Here is a 17,852-nt window from a genome sequence, read left to right as displayed (position 1 = left end):
GCGTTAACGTTTTCCGCTGTGCAGCCAGAATGGCTCCTGCGAAATGGACTCATTACGGAAATGTTCAATCTCAATACGCTGACGGGTCTTAATGGCATGCTGCAACCCCTGCCAGTTCTCCAGCCAGGCATGGGCGACGGGGCCATCATAGGCGCCAGCCAGCAGCAATATGCTGTCGATATCACGCGCCAGTCGGACCAGCTGATCGCCATACTGGTCGCCCAGCGGCTGGGCGAACGCCGCTTTCAGTTCCGCCGCGTGACGGGAAAGGTGAATATCAGCAAAGCGTTTAAATGAGTCGTCAATTTTGGCCTGCGCTTTGGCATCCAGGAAATTGCGCCAGCCATGTGTCACCAGAAACTCGGTCAACGCCAGTTTAGCCGTGGCGTTTTGCGCGCTGTACGTGGCCGTCTGGGCAGAGACCTCGGTTGCCATCAGGGTCTCGGTCTGGGTAAGCAGATCGCGTAAGCGAGCACTGGCTTTACGTGGAACGATACCGCCAAACAGCGCCAGGGTATGGCGCACCAGGCTTATTGCCGCCAGCACGTCTGCTTTGGCGTCTTTCACGCCGCGTACCCACAGCTCTTCATGGTACTGCCACTGGCTGAGGGCCAGTTCCAGTGCCGCTTCAAAGCCCTTCTCCACGGAGGATTTGGCCGGAACCTTCAAAATTGGCGTCGGTTTGCGGGTGCGTGGGGCGTTACCTGCCGCCAGGTGATAGCCGCGCGCGGCTTTGCTCAGGCTTCCCTGACGCAGACCCGGCTGGCTTACCAGCTTACGCGCCAGTTTCAGCACATCTTCGGCATCGCCTTCCAGCAGCTCCAGCTCCAGCTCGCAAAGAGGTTCCTGCAGTTCACCGGCCTTCACTTCCCCGAGGTCGAGGGCAATCTCAATGCGGCTGTTGCCTTCATTCACCAGCCACTTCTCGCGCATGAAATTGGTGCTGAACAGGGGGCTCACCTCGGCGGCAAGCGTGGCGGGTAATCCCCCTTCCGGCCAGACCTCAGCCGGGAAGCGATCCAGCGCCAGTTCAGGCTTTTCAATATCGATGTTGTATTCAGGACGTTGATGCAAACCGCCCACCACGCGACCGGCGATTTTCATCGTCATCTCATAGCGCCCGCTGGCACCACGGATGCGCAGGCCCATATCGTGGCGGCGCAGCCAGTTATCCGGCGTTTCGTAATAGATGTTAAGTAACTCCACCGGCTGATGATGTTCAGCGGTCAACTGGTGAAGGCGGGTACGCAGCGCATCAACGCTGTCATTTTCGACGATAAATTTTAATTCGATTTCCTGAGCCATGGCCTCGATCTTCTGGTTGCGTCACAGCGGGGTAAATTACAGCGAACTTACTCATCACTTTTTTGTCAGTAGATAGTATTTTGCGCCAGATTGCCACGCAATGAGCAATTTGACGGGCGTAAAGGTTAGACGCAGTGCGTTACGGTACACAGATGATTCTGAATGCTGACGAATCTTTTGCGTGGAAGCATCGTAACCTCTACTATCGTTCCACTTTTTATGTAAATAACGACTAATGATGCTTAAATTACGCCTGATTGGACTCACTTTCCTCGCTTTCAGCGCCGCCACTGCGGTGCACGCGGAAGAGAAACGCTACGTTTCTGATGAACTCAACACCTGGGTACGCAGCGGCCCGGGCGACCATTATCGTCTCGTGGGCACCGTCAATGCCGGCGAGGAAGTCTCTCTGTTACAGACCAATGCGGATACCAACTACGGCCAGGTGCGCGACAGCAGCGGCCGTACGGCGTGGATCCCGTTGAAAGAGCTTAGCACTAACCCCAGCCTGCGTACCCGTGTACCGGATCTGGAAAATCAGGTTAAGACCCTGACCGATAAGCTAAATAATATCGACACCACCTGGAACCAGCGCACCGCCGAGATGCAGCAGAAGGTCTCGCAGAGCGATAGCGTGATTAATGGCCTGAAAGAAGAGAACCAGAAGCTCAAGAACGAGCTGATCGTCGCGCAGAAGAAGGTCAACGCCGCGAACCTGCAGCTTGACGACAAACAGCGCACCATCATCATGCAGTGGTTTATGTATGGCGGCGGCGTGCTGGGCGTAGGCCTGCTGTTGGGTCTGGTGCTGCCTCACCTGATACCGAGCCGTAAGCGTAAAGATCGCTGGATGAACTAAATCGTCTTCTCTGCCACACTAACGTATTATTTTGTGAAAAATGGATGCGGGAGTGTAAGGCGTGAAGATTTATCTGGTCGGTGGTGCGGTTCGCGATGCGTTGTTAGGTCTGCCGGTCAAAGATAAAGACTGGGTGGTGGTGGGCGCCACCCCCCAGCAGATGCTTGACGCGGGCTACCAGCAGGTAGGCCGCGATTTTCCCGTATTCCTTCATCCCCACTCTCACGAAGAGTATGCCCTGGCGCGTACGGAGCGAAAATCTGGCTCCGGCTATACCGGGTTTACCTGCTATGCCGCACCGGACGTCACCCTGGAGCAAGATTTGCTTCGCCGCGATCTCACTATCAATGCCCTCGCGCGTAATGACGACGGCACCATCGTGGATGTTTACGGCGGCCAGGAGGATTTGAAAAACCGCCTGCTGCGCCATGTCTCCCCTGCGTTTTCAGAAGACCCGCTGCGCGTTCTGCGCGTCGCGCGCTTTGCCGCACGCTACGCCCACCTCAGCTTCCGCATTGCCGACGAGACCATGGCCTTAATGACGGCCATGACCGCCGCAGGCGAGCTGGAGCATTTGACGGCGGAGCGCGTCTGGAAAGAGACGGAAAATGCGCTCTCTACCCGCAACCCGCAGGTCTTTTTCCAGGTGTTGCGCGATTGCGGTGCCCTGAAGGTGCTCTTCCCGGAAATTGACGCCCTCTTTGGGGTGCCTGCGCCAGCGAAGTGGCACCCGGAAATCGATACCGGCGTCCATACCCTGATGACCCTGAGCATGGCGGCGATGCTGAGCCCGACGGTGGATGTGCGCTTTGCCACGCTCTGTCACGACCTGGGAAAAGGACTCACGCCAAAAGCGTTGTGGCCACGGCATCACGGCCATGGTCCGGCGGGCGTGAAGCTGGTCGCCGGGCTCTGCCAGCGTCTGCGCGTACCGAACGAACTGCGCGATTTAGCGAAGCTGGTCGCCGAATTCCATGACCTGATCCACACCTTCCCGATCCTGAAACCGGCCACCATCGTGAAGCTTTTCGACAGCATCGACGCCTGGCGCAAGCCCGTACGCGTGGAGCAGATCGCCCTTACCAGCGAAGCGGACGTACGTGGACGCACCGGGTTTGAGGCCAACGACTACCCGCAGGGTCGGTTACTCCGTGAAGCCTGGGATGTGGCGAAAGCGGTGCCGACCAAAGCAGTCGTGGAGGCAGGATTTAAGGGCGCAGAAATTCGCGAAGAGTTAACGAAAAGGCGTATTCAGGCTGTGTCAGAATGGAAGGAAAAGCGTTGCCCTCAGCCAAAAGAGTGAGGGCAACCGGTCATCAGAAGAAGACCACGTACACCGCTGCCGCGACGATAAAGCGGTAGATGGCGAACGGAATAAAGGAGATGCGCTTGATGAGCTGGAGGAAGGTTTTGATCGCCACCAGCGCCACGAGGAACGCCGTCACGAAGCCGACGGCAAACATCGGGATGTCGCCCACCGTCAGGAAGTGGAAGCTCTTATAGAGATCCAGCGCGGTGGCACCCATCATCATCGGCACCGCCAGCAGGAACGAGAACTCCGATGCCGCATAGCGGCTCACGCCCATCAGCATACCGCCGGAAATGGTCGCCCCGGAGCGGGAGAAGCCCGGCCACAATGCCAGACACTGGAAGCAGCCAATCATAAACGCCTGGCGGTAAGTCATATCATCCAGACCCGGCGCGCGCGGCTCTTTTGGCTTCAGTAGTTCTGCCGCAATCAGCAGCACGCCACCCACCACCAGCGCGTACATCACGTTAATGGGGTTGAAGAGCGATTTGATGGTGTCGTGGAAAATCAGGCCCAGCACCACGGCGGGCGCCATACCAAGCAGAATATGAATCAATGTGAGACGACCTTTGCCCTCGCCTTCATGCTGCGGTGGGCGGCCAAAGTGAATGCCAATCAGGCCGAACAGACGGCGCCAGAACATCACCACCACGGCGAGAATGGAACCCAACTGAATAACCACTTCGAAGGTTTTTGCCGTTTCGCCCTCAAAGCCCAGCAGGTGACCCACGATAATCATGTGTCCGGTACTGGAAACCGGCAAAAACTCCGTCAATCCTTCGACCACACCCAGTATTGCCGCTATCAACAGCGAGTGCATATCGCTCATCAAATAAACCCCTAAAAATTATAGTAAAAACGGCCTACCCTACGGGCAGCCGCGAAAGCTACAGCTTTAAGACCGGTTTAACCGGAAATGGTTTAGTAATTATGAAGTTAATTATCGCCTTTAAGATTTTGGCTACGCTCGATCACCACGCCAACGTTGGCAGCACGCGCCACGGCGCCCGGTTTGCTGAGTTTGATGCGCACCCAGGGGGAGTTAAAGCGGCTTAACAACAGGCTCGCCACCTCTTCCGCCACGCGCTCGACCAGCGCAAAACGTTGCCCTTCAACATGGTTTACCACCGCCTCGCTGATATCGGCATAACTTAAGCAGTCATTCACGTCATCGCTTTTCGCTGCGGCACGGTTATCCCAGCCCATTTCGATATCGAACACCAGCTTCTGTTCGATGGTCTGTTCCCAGTCGTAAACACCAATAGTGGTGATTACCGAAAGTTGCTCTATAAATACAATATCCATCACGACCTGCCTGCTTTTTGACTTAACCAGATACCACTCCCGGCGAATTATGCGTATTATCCACAGATGCTGAGTACAAAACGACATTTTCAAAACGGAACAGCGTTATGAGTGCAATCGCGCCTGGAATGATCCTCCTCGCCTACCTTTGCGGCTCAATTTCCAGCGCCATTCTGGTCTGCCGTCTTGCCGGGCTTCCCGATCCACGTGAGAGTGGCTCCGGAAATCCGGGGGCGACCAATGTACTACGAATTGGCGGCAAAGGAGCAGCCGTAGCGGTGTTGATTTTCGACGTCCTGAAAGGCATGTTGCCCGTCTGGGGCGCATACGCATTGGGCGTGACGCCGTTCTGGCTGGGACTGATTGCTATTGCCGCCTGTCTGGGCCATATCTGGCCTGTCTTCTTCGGTTTTAAAGGCGGCAAAGGCGTGGCCACCGCCTTCGGGGCGATTGCCCCTATCGGCTGGGATCTTACCGGCGTCATGGCGGGCACCTGGCTGCTGAGCGTATTGCTGAGCGGTTACTCTTCACTGGGTGCGATTGTCAGCGCGCTGATTGCGCCCTTCTACGTCTGGTGGTTTAAACCCCAGTTTACCTTCCCGGTTTCGATGCTCTCCTGCCTTATCCTGCTACGCCATCACGATAATATTCAGCGCTTGTGGCGTCGTCAGGAGACCAAAATCTGGACCAAATTCAAACGAAAAAAGAGAGAGCCTGAGTAATTTCTCTCTCCTCTTTTTGCCCGGCGACGCGCTGCGTAAACGGGCCTGGCGGGCCACGCTCTCTTCAGGTTATGTCTTATAACCAAATGTGATATTTATCACTTTCTGCCTGTGGTAACTCTAAGAGACACACCACAACGACACAAAAAGAAGAATGGCAGACATTTCAGACACAACTCCGCTTTCAACGGCAGGACATGCCCCGGATGGTGACATCAGGTGGGTTCGTAGCGCGGCAGACGTTTCACGTCTGGTCAACGCGGGATCACAAGGCAGAGCTAACGCCCGTATCGTGGTCGGCATCGCACTGGGTGGCATTTTCCTCGATGCGTACGATCTGGGTGCGCTGGCGTTTGGCATCAAAGATATCACCCGCGAATTCAATCTCACTCCGGCCGGTACCGGGATGGTGGCATCGGCCATCACCTTTGGCGCCATTGTCGGGGCGCTCCTCGGGGGTTATCTCACTGATAAAATCGGGCGCTACCGCGTCTTTATGGCCGACATGGTCTTCTTTGTGGTCGCAGCCATCGCCTGCGCCCTCGCCCCCAATGAATACGTGCTGGCAGGGGCCCGCTTTGTGATGGGCCTGGGGGTGGGGATCGATCTCCCCGTCGCGATGGCGTTTCTCAGCGAGTTCGCCAGGCTTAAAGGTCCGGGCAACAAAGCGTCCAGCGTGGCGATGTGGTGCCCTACCTGGTACGCCGCAATCAGTATTTCGTATCTGCTGGTGCTCTTCTTCTATGCCGTACTGCCCGAAAGCCATAGCGACTGGCTCTGGCGCTTAATCCTCGGCTTTGGCGCGGTGCCTGCGCTGGTGATTATTGCGATTCGTAGCCGCTATATGAGCGAATCCCCGGTCTGGGCGGCGAACCAGGGCAAGCTGAAGGAGGCCGCGTCTATCCTGCGGCAGTCGTATAACATTAACGCCCATGTGCCACAGGAGGTGCTTAACCAGCCGGCCCCGGTGGTGAACAAGGCCAAATGGTCAAACTATCTAAACCTGTTCCGCGGTCGCTATTTACGGCGTACCACCCTGGCGACGCTGCTCTCCGTGGTCTCCTCTTTTGCCTACAACGCCGTTGCCTTCGGCCTGCCGGTGATCATCTCCAGCTTCTTTGTGCAGTCGATGCTAACAACGATTCTGATCTCGCTGGCGCTCAACCTGCTGTTTGCCTTTGTGGGCGGGCTGCTGGCGGTACGTTATGTGCCACGCTTCGGCGCATGGCGGATGTCGCTGGCGGGCTACGCTTGCCAGCTTGTCGCCTTGCTCGGACTGGCGTTGATTGGTCGACCGGATGGTGCCGCTGAAGGGGTGACAGCCGTGGCGATGCTGGCGCTGTTCCTGTTCGGCCAGGGGTTTGGCCCCGGCGCGCATACCATGACCTTTGCCTCGCTGAGCTATCCGACCTCACTGCGCGGCGTAGGTGTTGGGCTCAATCAGACTCTGATGCGCAGCAGTTCGACGTTATCGCTGTTTATGTTCCCGCTGCTGGTGGCCTCGCTGGATACCGCCGTCTTCTGGGTGATTGCCCTGGCGCCATTTATTGGTCTGGCGTCGCTGCTGGCGATCCGCTGGGAGCCCTCCGGGTACGATGTGGACGCCGAAGATTACCGCTAAGGGTAAGGCACTGGCGGGGGTGCAACGTCCCCGCCATCACGGGCTATAAATCCTCCAGCAGATTTCTGGCGAGCTGTCTCAACGTCGCCAACTCCTTATCGTTCATACGCATGCTACAGCGCATCTGGTCCGGCAAGCCCATAATTTGCGCTTTCAGCGCATCCGCTTTTTCGGTTAGCACGACGTTTTTCATTCGTTCATCTCCCACCACCGCAACGCGTTTCAAAAAGCCTTTCGCTTCAAGCTTTTGTACCAGTGGGGTCAGGGTACCCGAATCAAATAACGTCTTTTCACTGAGGTCACGCAGCGGAATATTATCCTGCTCAAAGAGGGCCATCAGCACCACGAACTGCGGATAGGTGAGATCCAGTTCATTGAGTAAGGGCCGGTACTGGCGGATCAGGGCGTTGGTTACCGAGTACAACGAAAAACAGAGCAAGCCATCTAACGTTTTGTTTTCTTTCATTTTTAACTCCCATCACACAAATCTTTCTAAAAAAAGTATAAATAATGTTTGACTAAAAGTATCTTGCGCGCAAGTATTACAGTACAAACTAAATAGCGCACTACCTAGTTAGTGACAAACAACCTTAACGACACATACAGAGGCTTCACCATGAAAACATTATCCGCAATCCTGGTTTCTTCCGTCTTCGCATCCGCTGTGGCCTCCGCGCAGCCTGTTAATACTCCGGCCCCCACTGCTGGTGTGCAGGCGTTTCTGAACGTCCTGAATAGCGGTAACGGTAAGCCGATGGAGCAAATGACCCCGCAGGAAGCACGCCAGGTACTGATTGGCGCCCAGCAGGGGGCAAAACTGCCACCGGCGCAGGTTTCGCAGAAAACCATCCAGGCCAACGGGCAGGCGATCAAACTGACCATCGTTAAGCCTGAAGGTGCGACCGGCACGCTGCCGGTGTTTATGTTCTTCCATGGCGGCGGCTGGGTACTGGGTGATTATCCAACCCACGAACGTTTGATCCGCGATCTGGTGCGGGCATCCGGTGCGGCTGCGGTCTATGTGGATTACACGCCGTCACCGGAGGCGCACTTCCCGGTGGCCATCAATCAGGCCTATGAAGCGACAAAATGGGTAGCAGAGCACGGTCAGGAAATTGGTGTGGATGGCAGCCGTCTGGGTCTGGTCGGTAATAGCGTGGGTGGCAACATGGTGGCCTCCGTGGCGCTGCAGGCAAAACAGTTTAAAGGGCCGAAAATCCGCTATAACGTAATGCTGTGGCCGGTTACCGATGCAAACTTCGATACCGCCTCTTATAACCAGTTTGAGAACGGCTATTTCCTGTCAAAAAACATGATGAAATGGTTCTGGGATAACTACACCACGAACGCGGCTGACCGTAATTCGATTCTCGCCTCGCCGCTGCGTGCCAGCACTGAACAGCTGAAAGGCTTCCCGCAAACCCTGATTCAGACCGCGGAGCTGGATGTGCTGCGCGACGAGGGTGAAGCGTTTGGCCGTAAACTCGATGCCGCAGGCGTGCCGGTTACCGTTACCCGCTACAACGGTATGATCCATGACTATGGCCTGCTGAATCCGCTGAGCGAAGAGCCAACGGTGAAAGTTGCCTTGCAGCAGGCGGGCGCAGCGCTGCATGAACATCTGAAATAAGCCATAACACGCGTTTGAGAGCACGGCCCCGGCCGTGCTTTTTCTTTTTCATCCCCCGCCATCCATAAGCGACTCATATGACAGGGTTCATTTGCGCCAGGGCATACTGACCTGGAACCCGACGACAAGCAGATGGACGAACCATGTTAGCAACCCAGGTGGCTGATAATACGTATAAAGGCTGGCGCGCCTCGCTGGCTTTAGCGTTTCGTCATACGCCGGAAAAGACCCTACTCCACTCTGCCCGTCACGTCGGCCCCCTTACCGTTCAGCGCCCCTTTTATCCGGAAGACAACACCTGCCATCTCTACCTGCTTCACCCCCCTGGCGGCATTGTCGGAGGCGATGAACTGGATATTTCTATTCGACTGGACGCCAACAGCCATGCGCTGATCACCATGCCGGGCGCCAGTAAGTTCTACCGCAGCAGCGGGCCGCAGGCGCGGCTGACTCAGCACTTCTGGCTGGACGAAGACGCCACGCTTGAGTGGCTACCCCAGGACACGATTTTCTTCCCCGGCGCCAACGCCGCGCTGCGCTCGGTATTCCATCTGCATGCCACCAGCACGCTGCTGGCGTGGGAGCTTTACTGCCTGGGCCGCCCGGTCATTGATGAAACCTTTAGCCACGGCACGCTCGAGAGTCGACTGGAAGTGTGGCGCGATGGCGAACCGCTGTTAATTGAACGCCAGCACCTGGCCGACGGCGACCTCTCGCCGGTGGCGGGCCATCCGTGGCTCGGCACGCTGCTTTTCTATCCGGCAAATGAGAGCCACCTGGAGGAAACGCGAAGCCTGCTGACAGAGCTGAACCATTTTGCCGGCGCCACCCTCACGGATGGTCTGCTGTCGGTGCGTTTTCTCTCGCACGATAACCTGATTTGCCAGCGGGTGATGCGCGATATCTGGCAGCATCTGCGCCCGCACTTAACCGCCAAAGCGCCCCATTCACCCCGGATCTGGCAGACCTGAGAGAGCCCCTATGGAACTGACCCCCAGAGAAAAAGACAAACTGTTGTTATTCACCGCCGCGCTTGTGGCAGAGCGCCGTCTCGCCCGCGGCGTCAAACTCAACTATCCGGAATCGGTCGCGCTGATTAGCGCCTTCATTATGGAAGGCGCGCGCGACGGGCAGACCGTGGCGGAGCTGATGGAGGCCGGACGTCATGTCCTCACCCGCTCGCAGGTGATGGAAGGGGTACCGGAGATGATCCCGGATATTCAGGTGGAGGCGACCTTCCCGGACGGCTCCAAGCTGGTCACCGTTCACAACCCCATCGTCTAAGGAGCGCGCAATGATCCCAGGCGAGTATCAGATCAAACCAGGGCAGATCGCCCTCAACGTGGCCCGCGAGACCCAACGCGTGGTGGTCGAAAACCATGGCGATCGCCCCATTCAGGTGGGATCGCACTACCACTTTTACGAGGTCAACCCGGCGTTAAAATTCGATCGTGAGGCCACGAGAGGCTACCGCCTGGATATCCCGGCTGGCACCGCCGTGCGCTTCGAACCCGGCCAGAAGCGCGAAGTGACGCTGGTTCAGGTGGCGGGTGCGCAGCGTATTTTTGGCTTTCGCGGCGAGGTGATGGGCGAGGTGAAGCATGGCTGAGATTTCGCGTCAGGCCTACGCCGACATGTTTGGCCCCACCACCGGCGACAAGGTACGGCTGGCGGACACCGGGCTGTGGATCGAGGTGGAAAAAGATCTCACCGTGTACGGCGAAGAGGTGAAATTTGGCGGCGGGAAAGTGATCCGCGACGGCATGGGCCAGGGGCAGATGACCGCGCAAGATTGTGTGGATCTGGTTCTGACCAACGCGCTGATCGTCGATCACTGGGGGATCGTGAAAGCCGATATCGGCGTCAAACATGGCCGGATCTTCGCCGTGGGCAAAGCCGGTAACCCGGATATTCAACCCGGCGTGACCATCCCCATCGGCGCCGCGACGGAGGTGATCGCCGCCGAAGGGAAGATCGTGACCGCCGGCGGGATCGACACCCACATTCACTGGATCTGCCCGCAGCAGGCGGAAGAGGCGCTGGTCTCCGGCGTCACCACCATGATCGGCGGCGGTACCGGCCCGGCAGCGGGCACAAACGCCACCACCTGTACACCGGGCCCCTGGTACATCGCCCGCATGCTGCAGGCGGCCGATACATTGCCGGTTAATATTGGCCTGCTGGGCAAAGGTAACGGCTCTAATCCCGACGCGCTGCGCGAGCAGATTGCAGCGGGTGCCATCGGGCTGAAGATCCACGAAGATTGGGGGGCGACGCCGGCGGCCATCAACTGTTCGCTGGAGGTGGCCGAAGAGATGGATATACAGGTGGCGCTGCACAGCGACACGCTGAATGAATCCGGCTTCGTGGAAGATACCCTGGCGGCGATTGGCGGGCGTACCATTCACACCTTCCACACCGAAGGGGCGGGCGGCGGTCACGCGCCGGATATCATTACCGCCTGCGCGCATCCGAACATTCTCCCCTCCTCCACCAACCCGACGCTGCCCTATACAGTGAATACCATCGATGAGCATCTCGACATGCTGATGGTGTGCCACCACCTTGATCCGGACATCGCCGAGGACGTGGCTTTTGCCGAATCGCGCATCCGCCGGGAGACTATCGCCGCCGAAGATGTGCTGCATGATATCGGCGCCTTCTCGCTCACCTCGTCCGACTCGCAGGCGATGGGCCGCGTGGGCGAAGTGATTATCCGCACCTGGCAGGTCGCCCACCGGATGAAGGTACAGCGCGGCGCGCTGCCGGAAGAGAGCGGTGATAACGATAACTTCCGCGTGAAGCGCTACGTCGCCAAATACACCATTAATCCGGCGCTGACCCACGGTATCGCCCACGAAGTCGGCTCCATCGAAGCGGGCAAACTGGCGGATCTGGTGGTCTGGTCTCCGGCATTCTTTGGCGTAAAACCCGCGACCATTGTGAAAGGCGGGATGATCGCCTGCGCTCCGATGGGCGATATCAACGCCTCTATCCCTACGCCGCAACCCGTGCACTACCGCCCGATGTTCGGCACGCTGGGGGCCGCCCGTCATGCCACCCGCCTGACCTTTATTTCGCAGGCGGCAGAGGCGCAGGATATTGCCCGGCAGCTGAACCTGCAAAGCGCCACCGCCGTGGTGCGGGGCTGTCGCAGCGTGAAGAAGGCCGACATGATCCACAACGGCCTGCAACCCAACATCACCGTCGATGCGCAAACTTACGAGGTGCGCGTGGACGGCGAGCTGATAACCAGCGAACCGGCAGAGATCCTGCCGATGGCGCAACGCTATTTCCTGTTCTGAGGAGCCAAGATGATCACCTTAACCCAACGCCTTGATCACGCCCATCGCGTCACCACCAGCGTGACGCTGCCGATTGATATCCGCGTCAAAAGCCGCGTCCGCGTCACGTTGAACGATGGCCGCGAAGCGGGGCTCATGTTGCCGCGCGGCCTGCTGCTTCGCGGCGGCGACATGCTGGCAACGGAAGACGGCAGCGAAATTATTGAAGTGATTGCCGCCCCGGAGTCCGTTTCGGTGGTGCGTTGCGCCGATCCTTTCCTGCTTGCCCGCGCCTGCTATCACCTGGGCAACCGCCACGTGCCGCTGCAAATCATGCCCGGCGAGCTGCGCTATCACCACGATCATGTCCTCGACGACATGGTGCGGCTGCTCGGCCTTGAGGTGACGTTTGCCACGCTGCCGTTTGAGCCAGAAGCCGGGGCGTATGCCAGCGATGCTCACAGCCATAGCCACTCTCACGCTCATTCACATTAAGGATCTGTCATGCGTACGTACCTTCCTCTGTTATTGCTGGTCTTTTCCCTTCCCGCCCTCGCCCATCCGGGGCACGGCGCAGATAGCTTTCAGGCGGGCTTTTTCCATCCGCTGACCGGTCTCGATCACCTGCTGATGCTGACCGGCGCTGGCGTCCTCTCTGCCCTGAGCGGCCGTAAGCTGCTGATGCCGCTCGCCACCCTCGGCATGATGCTTACCGGCGCCATTGCGGGCAGCCTGTTCGGTGGCTTTAGCGGGATGGAGACGCTGATCGTCGCCTCGCTGGCGGTATGCGGCGTGATGATGTTTAAAACAGAGAACCGACTGCTGCTGGCGGTGCCTGCGCTGGCTATGTTCCACGGCTGGGCGCACGGCGTGGAAATGGCGGGCCACAGCTTCTGGCTCTTTACCTCTGGCTTTATGCTCGCCAGCGCGGCGGTGCTGTGCCTGAGCTTCGGCGCAGGCCTGCTGCTGCGCCGTCATGACGGGATCCGTAAAACGCTGGGCGGCGGACTTATCGCCTCTGCGCTGCTGGCGCTGATGAGCTGATGGAGAACGCCCGCCAGCGGCTGCGGCTGATGCAGCTCTCCAGCAGTAGTCTGCCGGTGGGTTCGTTTACCTGGTCCCAGGGGCTGGAGTGGGCGGCCGAAGCGGGCTGGGTGACGACCGTCGACGCATTCCGCCGCTGGCAGATACAGCAGATGGAGCAGAGCTTTTTCTGCACCGATTTACCGCTGTTTATCCGCCTCTGCCACGCCTGCGAGCGGCACGATATCGCTCAGGCAAAACGGTGGACGGCGTACCTGCTGGCCTGCCGCGAAACGCGTGAACTGCGCGAAGAGGAGCGCAATCGCGGTGCCGCCTTCACCCGGCTTATCAAGAGTTGGGAGCCGGACTGCCCGCCTGACTGGCAACCGCTGTTTATGCAAAGCCAGCTTTGCGGCATGGCATGGCTGGGCGTTCGCTGGGCGATCCCTCCTCGCGAGCTGGCCCTGAGCCTGGGTTACAGCTGGATTGAGAGCGCGGTGATGGCGGGCGTCAAGCTGGTGCCATTCGGGCAACAGGCGGCGCAACAGCTAATTATCGAACTGAGCGATCGCTTCGCGGCAGGATTTGAACAGGCTTTACTGCGCCACGATGATGAACTGGGTGCCGCGACGCCCCTGTCGGCCATCGCCTCGGCGCGTCATGAAACACAATATTCACGGTTATTCCGTTCCTGAGGATTGTCTATGTCTGATTACAAACATCCCCTGCGCGTGGGCGTGGGTGGCCCGGTGGGGTCGGGTAAAACCGCCCTGCTGGAAGCGCTGTGTAAAGCCATGCGCGACACGTATCACCTGGCGGTGGTCACTAACGATATCTACACCAAAGAAGATCAGCGCATCCTGACCGAAGCTGGTGCCCTGGAGCCTGAGCGCATCGTGGGCGTAGAGACCGGCGGCTGTCCGCATACCGCCATCCGTGAAGATGCCTCGATGAACCTGGCGGCGGTAGAAGCGTTGAGCGAGAAGTTTGGCAACCTGGACGTGATCTTCGTCGAAAGCGGCGGCGATAACCTGAGCGCCACCTTCAGCCCGGAACTGGCCGATCTGACCATTTACGTCATCGACGTGGCCGAAGGGGAAAAAATCCCCCGTAAAGGCGGGCCGGGGATCACCAAATCCGATTTTCTGGTCATCAATAAAACGGATCTGGCGCCCTATGTCGGGGCCTCACTGGAGGTGATGGAGCGCGATACCAACCGCATGCGCGGCGAGCGTCCGTGGACCTTCACCAACCTGAAAGCTGGCGACGGCCTGGCAACGATTATTGCGTTTCTGGAAGAGAAAGGGATGTTGCGGGTGTAGTAACGCGGGATGGGGATATTTCCCTCTCCCCGCGGGGAGAGGGAGAGGCGTTACGCCGCAGGCAGCTCTGCCAGCGGCCAGCGTGGACGCACAGAGACGGCTAAATCTGCCGTCGCGCCCGCTTTCAGACGCACCAGGCCGGCGTAAGCGATCATCGCCCCGTTATCGGTACAAAACTCGGGGCGAGCGTAGAATACTTCGCCACGGCGTTTTTGCATCATCTCTGCCAGCTTCGCGCGCAGCGTGCGGTTGGCGCTCACGCCTCCCGCCATCACCAGACGTTTAAAACCGGTCTGATCCAGAGCGCGTTTACACTTGATCATCAGCGTATCCACCACCGCATCTTCAAACGCACGGGCAATGTCCGCCCGGGTTTGATCGTCGTTGCCGTTGTTACGAATGGTGTTGGCAGCAAAGGTCTTCAGACCGGAGAAGCTGAAATCCAGGCCCGGACGGTCGGTCATCGGACGGGGGAAGACAAAGCGCCCTTCCGTTCCCTGCGAGGCGAGTTTAGAGAGCATCGGCCCCCCCGGATAGTCGAGCCCCAGCAGCTTGGCGGTTTTATCGAAGGCTTCACCGGCCGCATCGTCAATGGATTCGCCCAGCAGGGCATACTCACCAATGCCCGTCACGCTAATCAGCTGGGTATGCCCGCCGGAGACCAGCAGCGCCACGAAGGGGAATTCCGGCGGGTTATCTTCCAGCATCGGCGCCAGCAGATGACCTTCCATATGGTGAACAGGAATGGCAGGCACGTCCCAGGCGAACGCCAGCGCGCGCCCAACGGTGGCACCGACCAGCAGCGCACCCACCAGGCCAGGCCCTGCGGTGTAACCGACGGCGTCGATCTCTTTCGCCGTTAAGCCGGCCTCTTTCAGCGCCGCCTGGATCAGGGGCACCGTTTTGCGCACATGGTCGCGGGAGGCCAGTTCAGGTACCACACCGCCGTAGTCAGCGTGTAATTTCACCTGACTATACAGTTGGTTGGCAAGCAGCCCTTTTTCGTCGTCGTAAATGGCGATGCCGGTTTCATCGCAGGATGTTTCAATACCGAGTACACGCATGACTTGTTTTACCTCGTTTCAATACCGCGCAGTGTAGGGCCAATGCGGGTTGATGTAAAACTTTCCTCACCCCTGGCGTTGAGTTCGTGTATACTCCCCACCCTTATAAAAGTCCCATTTCAAAATCGCATCGGTGCTTTACAAAGCAGCAGCAATTGCAGTAAAATTCCGCACCATTTTGAAATAAGCTGGCGTTGATGCCAGCGGCAAACCGAATTTATTAAAGGTGAGAGTTACATGCCGGTAATTAAAGTACGTGAAAACGAGCCGTTCGACGTAGCACTGCGTCGCTTCAAGCGTTCATGCGAGAAAGCAGGTGTTCTGGCTGAAGTTCGTCGTCGTGAGTTCTATGAAAAACCAACGACCGAACGTAAGCGCGCTAAAGCTTCTGCTGTGAAACGTCACGCGAAGAAACTGGCTCGCGAAAACGCACGCCGTACTCGTCTGTACTAATCTGTTGAGGGTAACGGCCCTCAATTGACAGACAGAGTAATAGTCGTAAGGCCGTGCTTCCGTAAGGAATGCGCGGCTTGTTTTCGTTTATGAGTAGCTAAAAATTCACGGGGCATATGGCTGGACGAATCCCACGCGTTTTCATCAATGACCTGCTGGCAAGAACCGACATCGTCGATCTCATCGACGCGCGGGTAAAGCTCAAAAAGCAGGGCAAGAACTACCATGCGTGCTGTCCGTTCCATAACGAAAAAACCCCCTCTTTCACCGTAAACGGTGAGAAACAGTTTTACCACTGCTTCGGTTGCGGCGCACACGGCAATGCCGTCGACTTTTTGATGAACTACGACAAGCTCGAGTTTGTTGAAACCGTCGAAGAGCTGGCCGCCATGCACAACCTTGAAGTGCCTTATGAAGCAGGCTCTGGCCCAAGCCAGATAGAGCGCCATCAACGGCAAAGTCTCTATCAACTGCTGGAAGGTCTGAATTCGTTTTACCAACAGTCTCTGAAGCAACCTGCCGCTGAGCCTGCGCGTCAGTATCTGAACAAGCGCGGTCTGAGCGACGATGTCATTGCGCGTTTCGCTATTGGTTTCGCCCCGCCCGGCTGGGATAACGTTTTAAAGCGTTTTGGCGGCAATAGCGAAGATCGTAAATCGCTTATCGATGCGGGCATGCTGGTCACGAATGACCAGGGACGCAGCTACGACCGCTTCCGCGAGCGGGTGATGTTCCCCATTCGCGACAAGCGTGGCCGGGTCATTGGTTTTGGTGGCCGCGTACTGGGCGATGCCCTGCCAAAGTACCTGAACTCCCCGGAAACTGACATTTTCCATAAGGGCCGCCAGCTGTATGGCCTTTATGAAGCGCAGCAAGATAACGCTGAACCGCCGCGCCTGCTGGTGGTCGAAGGCTATATGGACGTGGTCGCCCTGGCGCAATACGACATCAACTATGCCGTCGCGTCGCTGGGCACCTCCACTACGGCTGACCATATTCAGCTGTTGTTCCGGGTGACTAATAACGTCATCTGCTGTTACGACGGCGATCGCGCGGGACGCGATGCCGCCTGGCGCGCACTGGAAACCGCGCTGCCGTATATGACCGACGGGCGGCAGCTACGCTTTATGTTCCTGCCCGACGGTGAAGACCCGGATACGCTGGTGCGTAAAGAGGGTAAAGCGGCATTTGAAGCGCGGATGGAGCAGGCACAGCCGCTCTCCACGTTTCTCTTTAACAGCCTGATGCCGCAGGTAGATTTGAGCACGCCGGATGGCCGTGCGCAGTTGAGTACGCTGGCCCTGCCGCTGATTACTCAGGTACCGGGCGAAACGTTGCGCATCTATCTGCGTCAGGAGCTGGGCAAAAAGCTGGGCATACTGGATGACAGCCAGCTTGAACGTTTAATGCCAAAACAGGCCGATAACGGCACGGCACGTCCCGCTCCGCAGCTAAAACGCACAACCATGCGTATACTGATAGGACTGCTGGTACAGAACCCTGAGCTGGCGCCCAAAGTGCCGTCGCTGGCGGGTCTGGACCACGATAAGTTGCCTGGACTTGGCTTATTTTCAGAATTGGTCAACACTTGTCTGTCACAGCCAGGTCTGACCACCGGGCAACTTTTAGAGCACTATCGCGGCACAAAAGCGGCTGCAACCCTTGAAAAATTGTCGATGTGGGACGATATAGCAGATAAGGATATCGCTGAAGAGACCTTCACCGATTCGCTCAACCATATGTTTGATTCGATGCTTGAACTGCGCCAGGAAGAGTTAATTGCTCGCGAGCGCACACACGGTTTAAGCAGCGAAGAGCGCCGGGAACTCTGGATGTTGAACCAGGAACTGGCGAAGAAATAAGAGAAAGACAAAAGTATTTAACGGCTTAAGTGCCGAATATCGATCGGGAAGCCCCCGACAGCCGCACTGAGAGGCAGCGGCAAAAATATAAGT

General features: G+C 57.8%; 20 protein-coding genes. 15 read left to right on the top strand and 5 right to left on the bottom strand.

Translation table 11 applies throughout. The features are described 5' to 3' along the window. Positions 1–3: 3 nt before the first annotated feature. Positions 4–1,305 (bottom strand): inorganic triphosphatase, encoded by a 1,302-nt coding sequence (locus B3511_RS19565; protein ID WP_286791367.1) that lies wholly within the window; start codon positions 1,303–1,305, stop codon positions 4–6. A gap of 238 nt (positions 1,306–1,543) precedes the next feature. On the opposite strand from B3511_RS19565, the gene B3511_RS19560 reads away from it, so the two are divergent. Next, positions 1,544–2,164, top strand: coding sequence for a TIGR04211 family SH3 domain-containing protein (locus tag B3511_RS19560; RefSeq protein WP_046885842.1), 621 nt, complete (start codon positions 1,544–1,546; stop codon positions 2,162–2,164). Between the two features lie 61 nt (positions 2,165–2,225). Next, on the top strand, positions 2,226–3,467 hold the full coding sequence (locus B3511_RS19555; protein ID WP_286791365.1) for a multifunctional CCA addition/repair protein: 1,242 nt from the start codon (positions 2,226–2,228) through the stop codon (positions 3,465–3,467). 13 nt (positions 3,468–3,480) lie between these two features. On the opposite strand, the gene bacA is transcribed toward B3511_RS19555, so the two are convergent. Further along, complete coding sequence (bacA, locus tag B3511_RS19550; RefSeq protein WP_046885840.1) at positions 3,481–4,302, bottom strand: undecaprenyl-diphosphate phosphatase; 822 nt, start codon at positions 4,300–4,302, stop codon at positions 3,481–3,483. 107 nt (positions 4,303–4,409) lie between these two features. Continuing rightward, entirely contained in the window at positions 4,410–4,778 is a 369-nt protein-coding gene (folB, locus tag B3511_RS19545) for a bifunctional dihydroneopterin aldolase/7,8-dihydroneopterin epimerase (protein WP_040073976.1), read from the bottom strand. Between the two features lie 107 nt (positions 4,779–4,885). Between folB and plsY the strand changes: the two genes are divergently transcribed. Both plsY and B3511_RS19535 read left to right on the top strand, forming a co-directional pair. Further along, a complete protein-coding gene (gene plsY, locus B3511_RS19540; protein WP_040073975.1) occupies positions 4,886–5,500 on the top strand; it encodes a glycerol-3-phosphate 1-O-acyltransferase PlsY in 615 nt (204 codons plus the stop codon). A gap of 154 nt (positions 5,501–5,654) precedes the next feature. Further along, positions 5,655–7,121: an MFS transporter gene (locus B3511_RS19535; RefSeq protein WP_040073974.1), complete on the top strand. Its 1,467-nt coding sequence runs from the start codon at positions 5,655–5,657 to the stop codon at positions 7,119–7,121. Positions 7,122–7,164: 43 nt separating this feature from the next. Here B3511_RS19535 and B3511_RS19530 read toward each other — a convergent pair whose 3' ends face one another. Then, positions 7,165–7,587, bottom strand: a complete 423-nt coding sequence (locus B3511_RS19530) for a MarR family winged helix-turn-helix transcriptional regulator (protein ID WP_286791364.1) — start codon at positions 7,585–7,587, stop codon at positions 7,165–7,167. A 150-nt stretch (positions 7,588–7,737) separates the two neighbouring features. Between B3511_RS19530 and B3511_RS19525 the strand changes: the two genes are divergently transcribed. The 9 genes from B3511_RS19525 to ureG all read left to right on the top strand — a co-directional run bounded on the left by B3511_RS19525 (position 7,738) and on the right by ureG (position 14,380). Further along, positions 7,738–8,751, top strand: coding sequence for an alpha/beta hydrolase (locus B3511_RS19525; protein WP_233800556.1), 1,014 nt, complete (start codon positions 7,738–7,740; stop codon positions 8,749–8,751). A 143-nt stretch (positions 8,752–8,894) separates the two neighbouring features. After that, positions 8,895–9,722, top strand: a complete 828-nt coding sequence (locus B3511_RS19520; protein ID WP_286791363.1) for an urease accessory protein UreD — start codon at positions 8,895–8,897, stop codon at positions 9,720–9,722. A gap of 10 nt (positions 9,723–9,732) precedes the next feature. Continuing rightward, a complete protein-coding gene (locus B3511_RS19515; RefSeq protein WP_040073970.1) occupies positions 9,733–10,035 on the top strand; it encodes an urease subunit gamma in 303 nt (100 codons plus the stop codon). Positions 10,036–10,045: 10 nt separating this feature from the next. After that, positions 10,046–10,360 (top strand): urease subunit beta, encoded by a 315-nt coding sequence (locus B3511_RS19510; protein ID WP_046885835.1) that lies wholly within the window; start codon positions 10,046–10,048, stop codon positions 10,358–10,360. Beyond that, positions 10,353–12,056, top strand: a complete 1,704-nt coding sequence (ureC, locus tag B3511_RS19505; protein ID WP_286791362.1) for an urease subunit alpha — start codon at positions 10,353–10,355, stop codon at positions 12,054–12,056. The genes B3511_RS19510 and ureC overlap by 8 nt, the downstream gene beginning before the upstream one ends. 9 nt (positions 12,057–12,065) lie before the next feature. Further along, a complete protein-coding gene (gene ureE / locus B3511_RS19500) occupies positions 12,066–12,530 on the top strand; it encodes an urease accessory protein UreE (protein WP_286791361.1) in 465 nt (154 codons plus the stop codon). Between the two features lie 9 nt (positions 12,531–12,539). After that, the gene (locus B3511_RS19495; RefSeq protein ID WP_286791360.1) at positions 12,540–13,079 is read left to right on the top strand and encodes a HupE/UreJ family protein; all 540 of its coding nucleotides are present in this window, start codon (positions 12,540–12,542) and stop codon (positions 13,077–13,079) included. Beyond that, on the top strand, positions 13,079–13,753 hold the full coding sequence (locus tag B3511_RS19490; protein ID WP_046885832.1) for an urease accessory protein UreF: 675 nt from the start codon (positions 13,079–13,081) through the stop codon (positions 13,751–13,753). Before B3511_RS19495 ends, B3511_RS19490 begins: the two co-directional genes overlap by 1 nt. 9 nt (positions 13,754–13,762) lie before the next feature. Then, positions 13,763–14,380, top strand: coding sequence for an urease accessory protein UreG (ureG, locus tag B3511_RS19485; protein ID WP_046885831.1), 618 nt, complete (start codon positions 13,763–13,765; stop codon positions 14,378–14,380). Positions 14,381–14,430: 50 nt separating this feature from the next. Here ureG and tsaD read toward each other — a convergent pair whose 3' ends face one another. Beyond that, positions 14,431–15,444: a tRNA (adenosine(37)-N6)-threonylcarbamoyltransferase complex transferase subunit TsaD gene (gene tsaD, locus B3511_RS19480; RefSeq protein ID WP_040073963.1), complete on the bottom strand. Its 1,014-nt coding sequence runs from the start codon at positions 15,442–15,444 to the stop codon at positions 14,431–14,433. Positions 15,445–15,681: 237 nt separating this feature from the next. On the opposite strand from tsaD, the gene rpsU reads away from it, so the two are divergent. Further along, positions 15,682–15,897 carry a 30S ribosomal protein S21 gene (gene rpsU, locus B3511_RS19475; RefSeq protein ID WP_001144069.1) on the top strand — a complete coding sequence of 72 codons (216 nt, stop codon included), beginning with the start codon at positions 15,682–15,684 and terminating at the stop codon, positions 15,895–15,897. A 116-nt stretch (positions 15,898–16,013) separates the two neighbouring features. Beyond that, entirely contained in the window at positions 16,014–17,759 is a 1,746-nt protein-coding gene (gene dnaG, locus B3511_RS19470) for a DNA primase (RefSeq protein ID WP_263616630.1), read from the top strand. Positions 17,760–17,852 lie beyond the last annotated feature (93 nt).

The organism is Leclercia sp. UBA1284, from assembly GCF_002308415.1.
Taxonomy (GTDB): domain Bacteria; phylum Pseudomonadota; class Gammaproteobacteria; order Enterobacterales; family Enterobacteriaceae; genus Enterobacter; species Enterobacter pneumoniae.
Note: the sequence above shows the minus strand (reverse complement) of the source record. Positions and strands in the feature narration are given on the sequence as shown.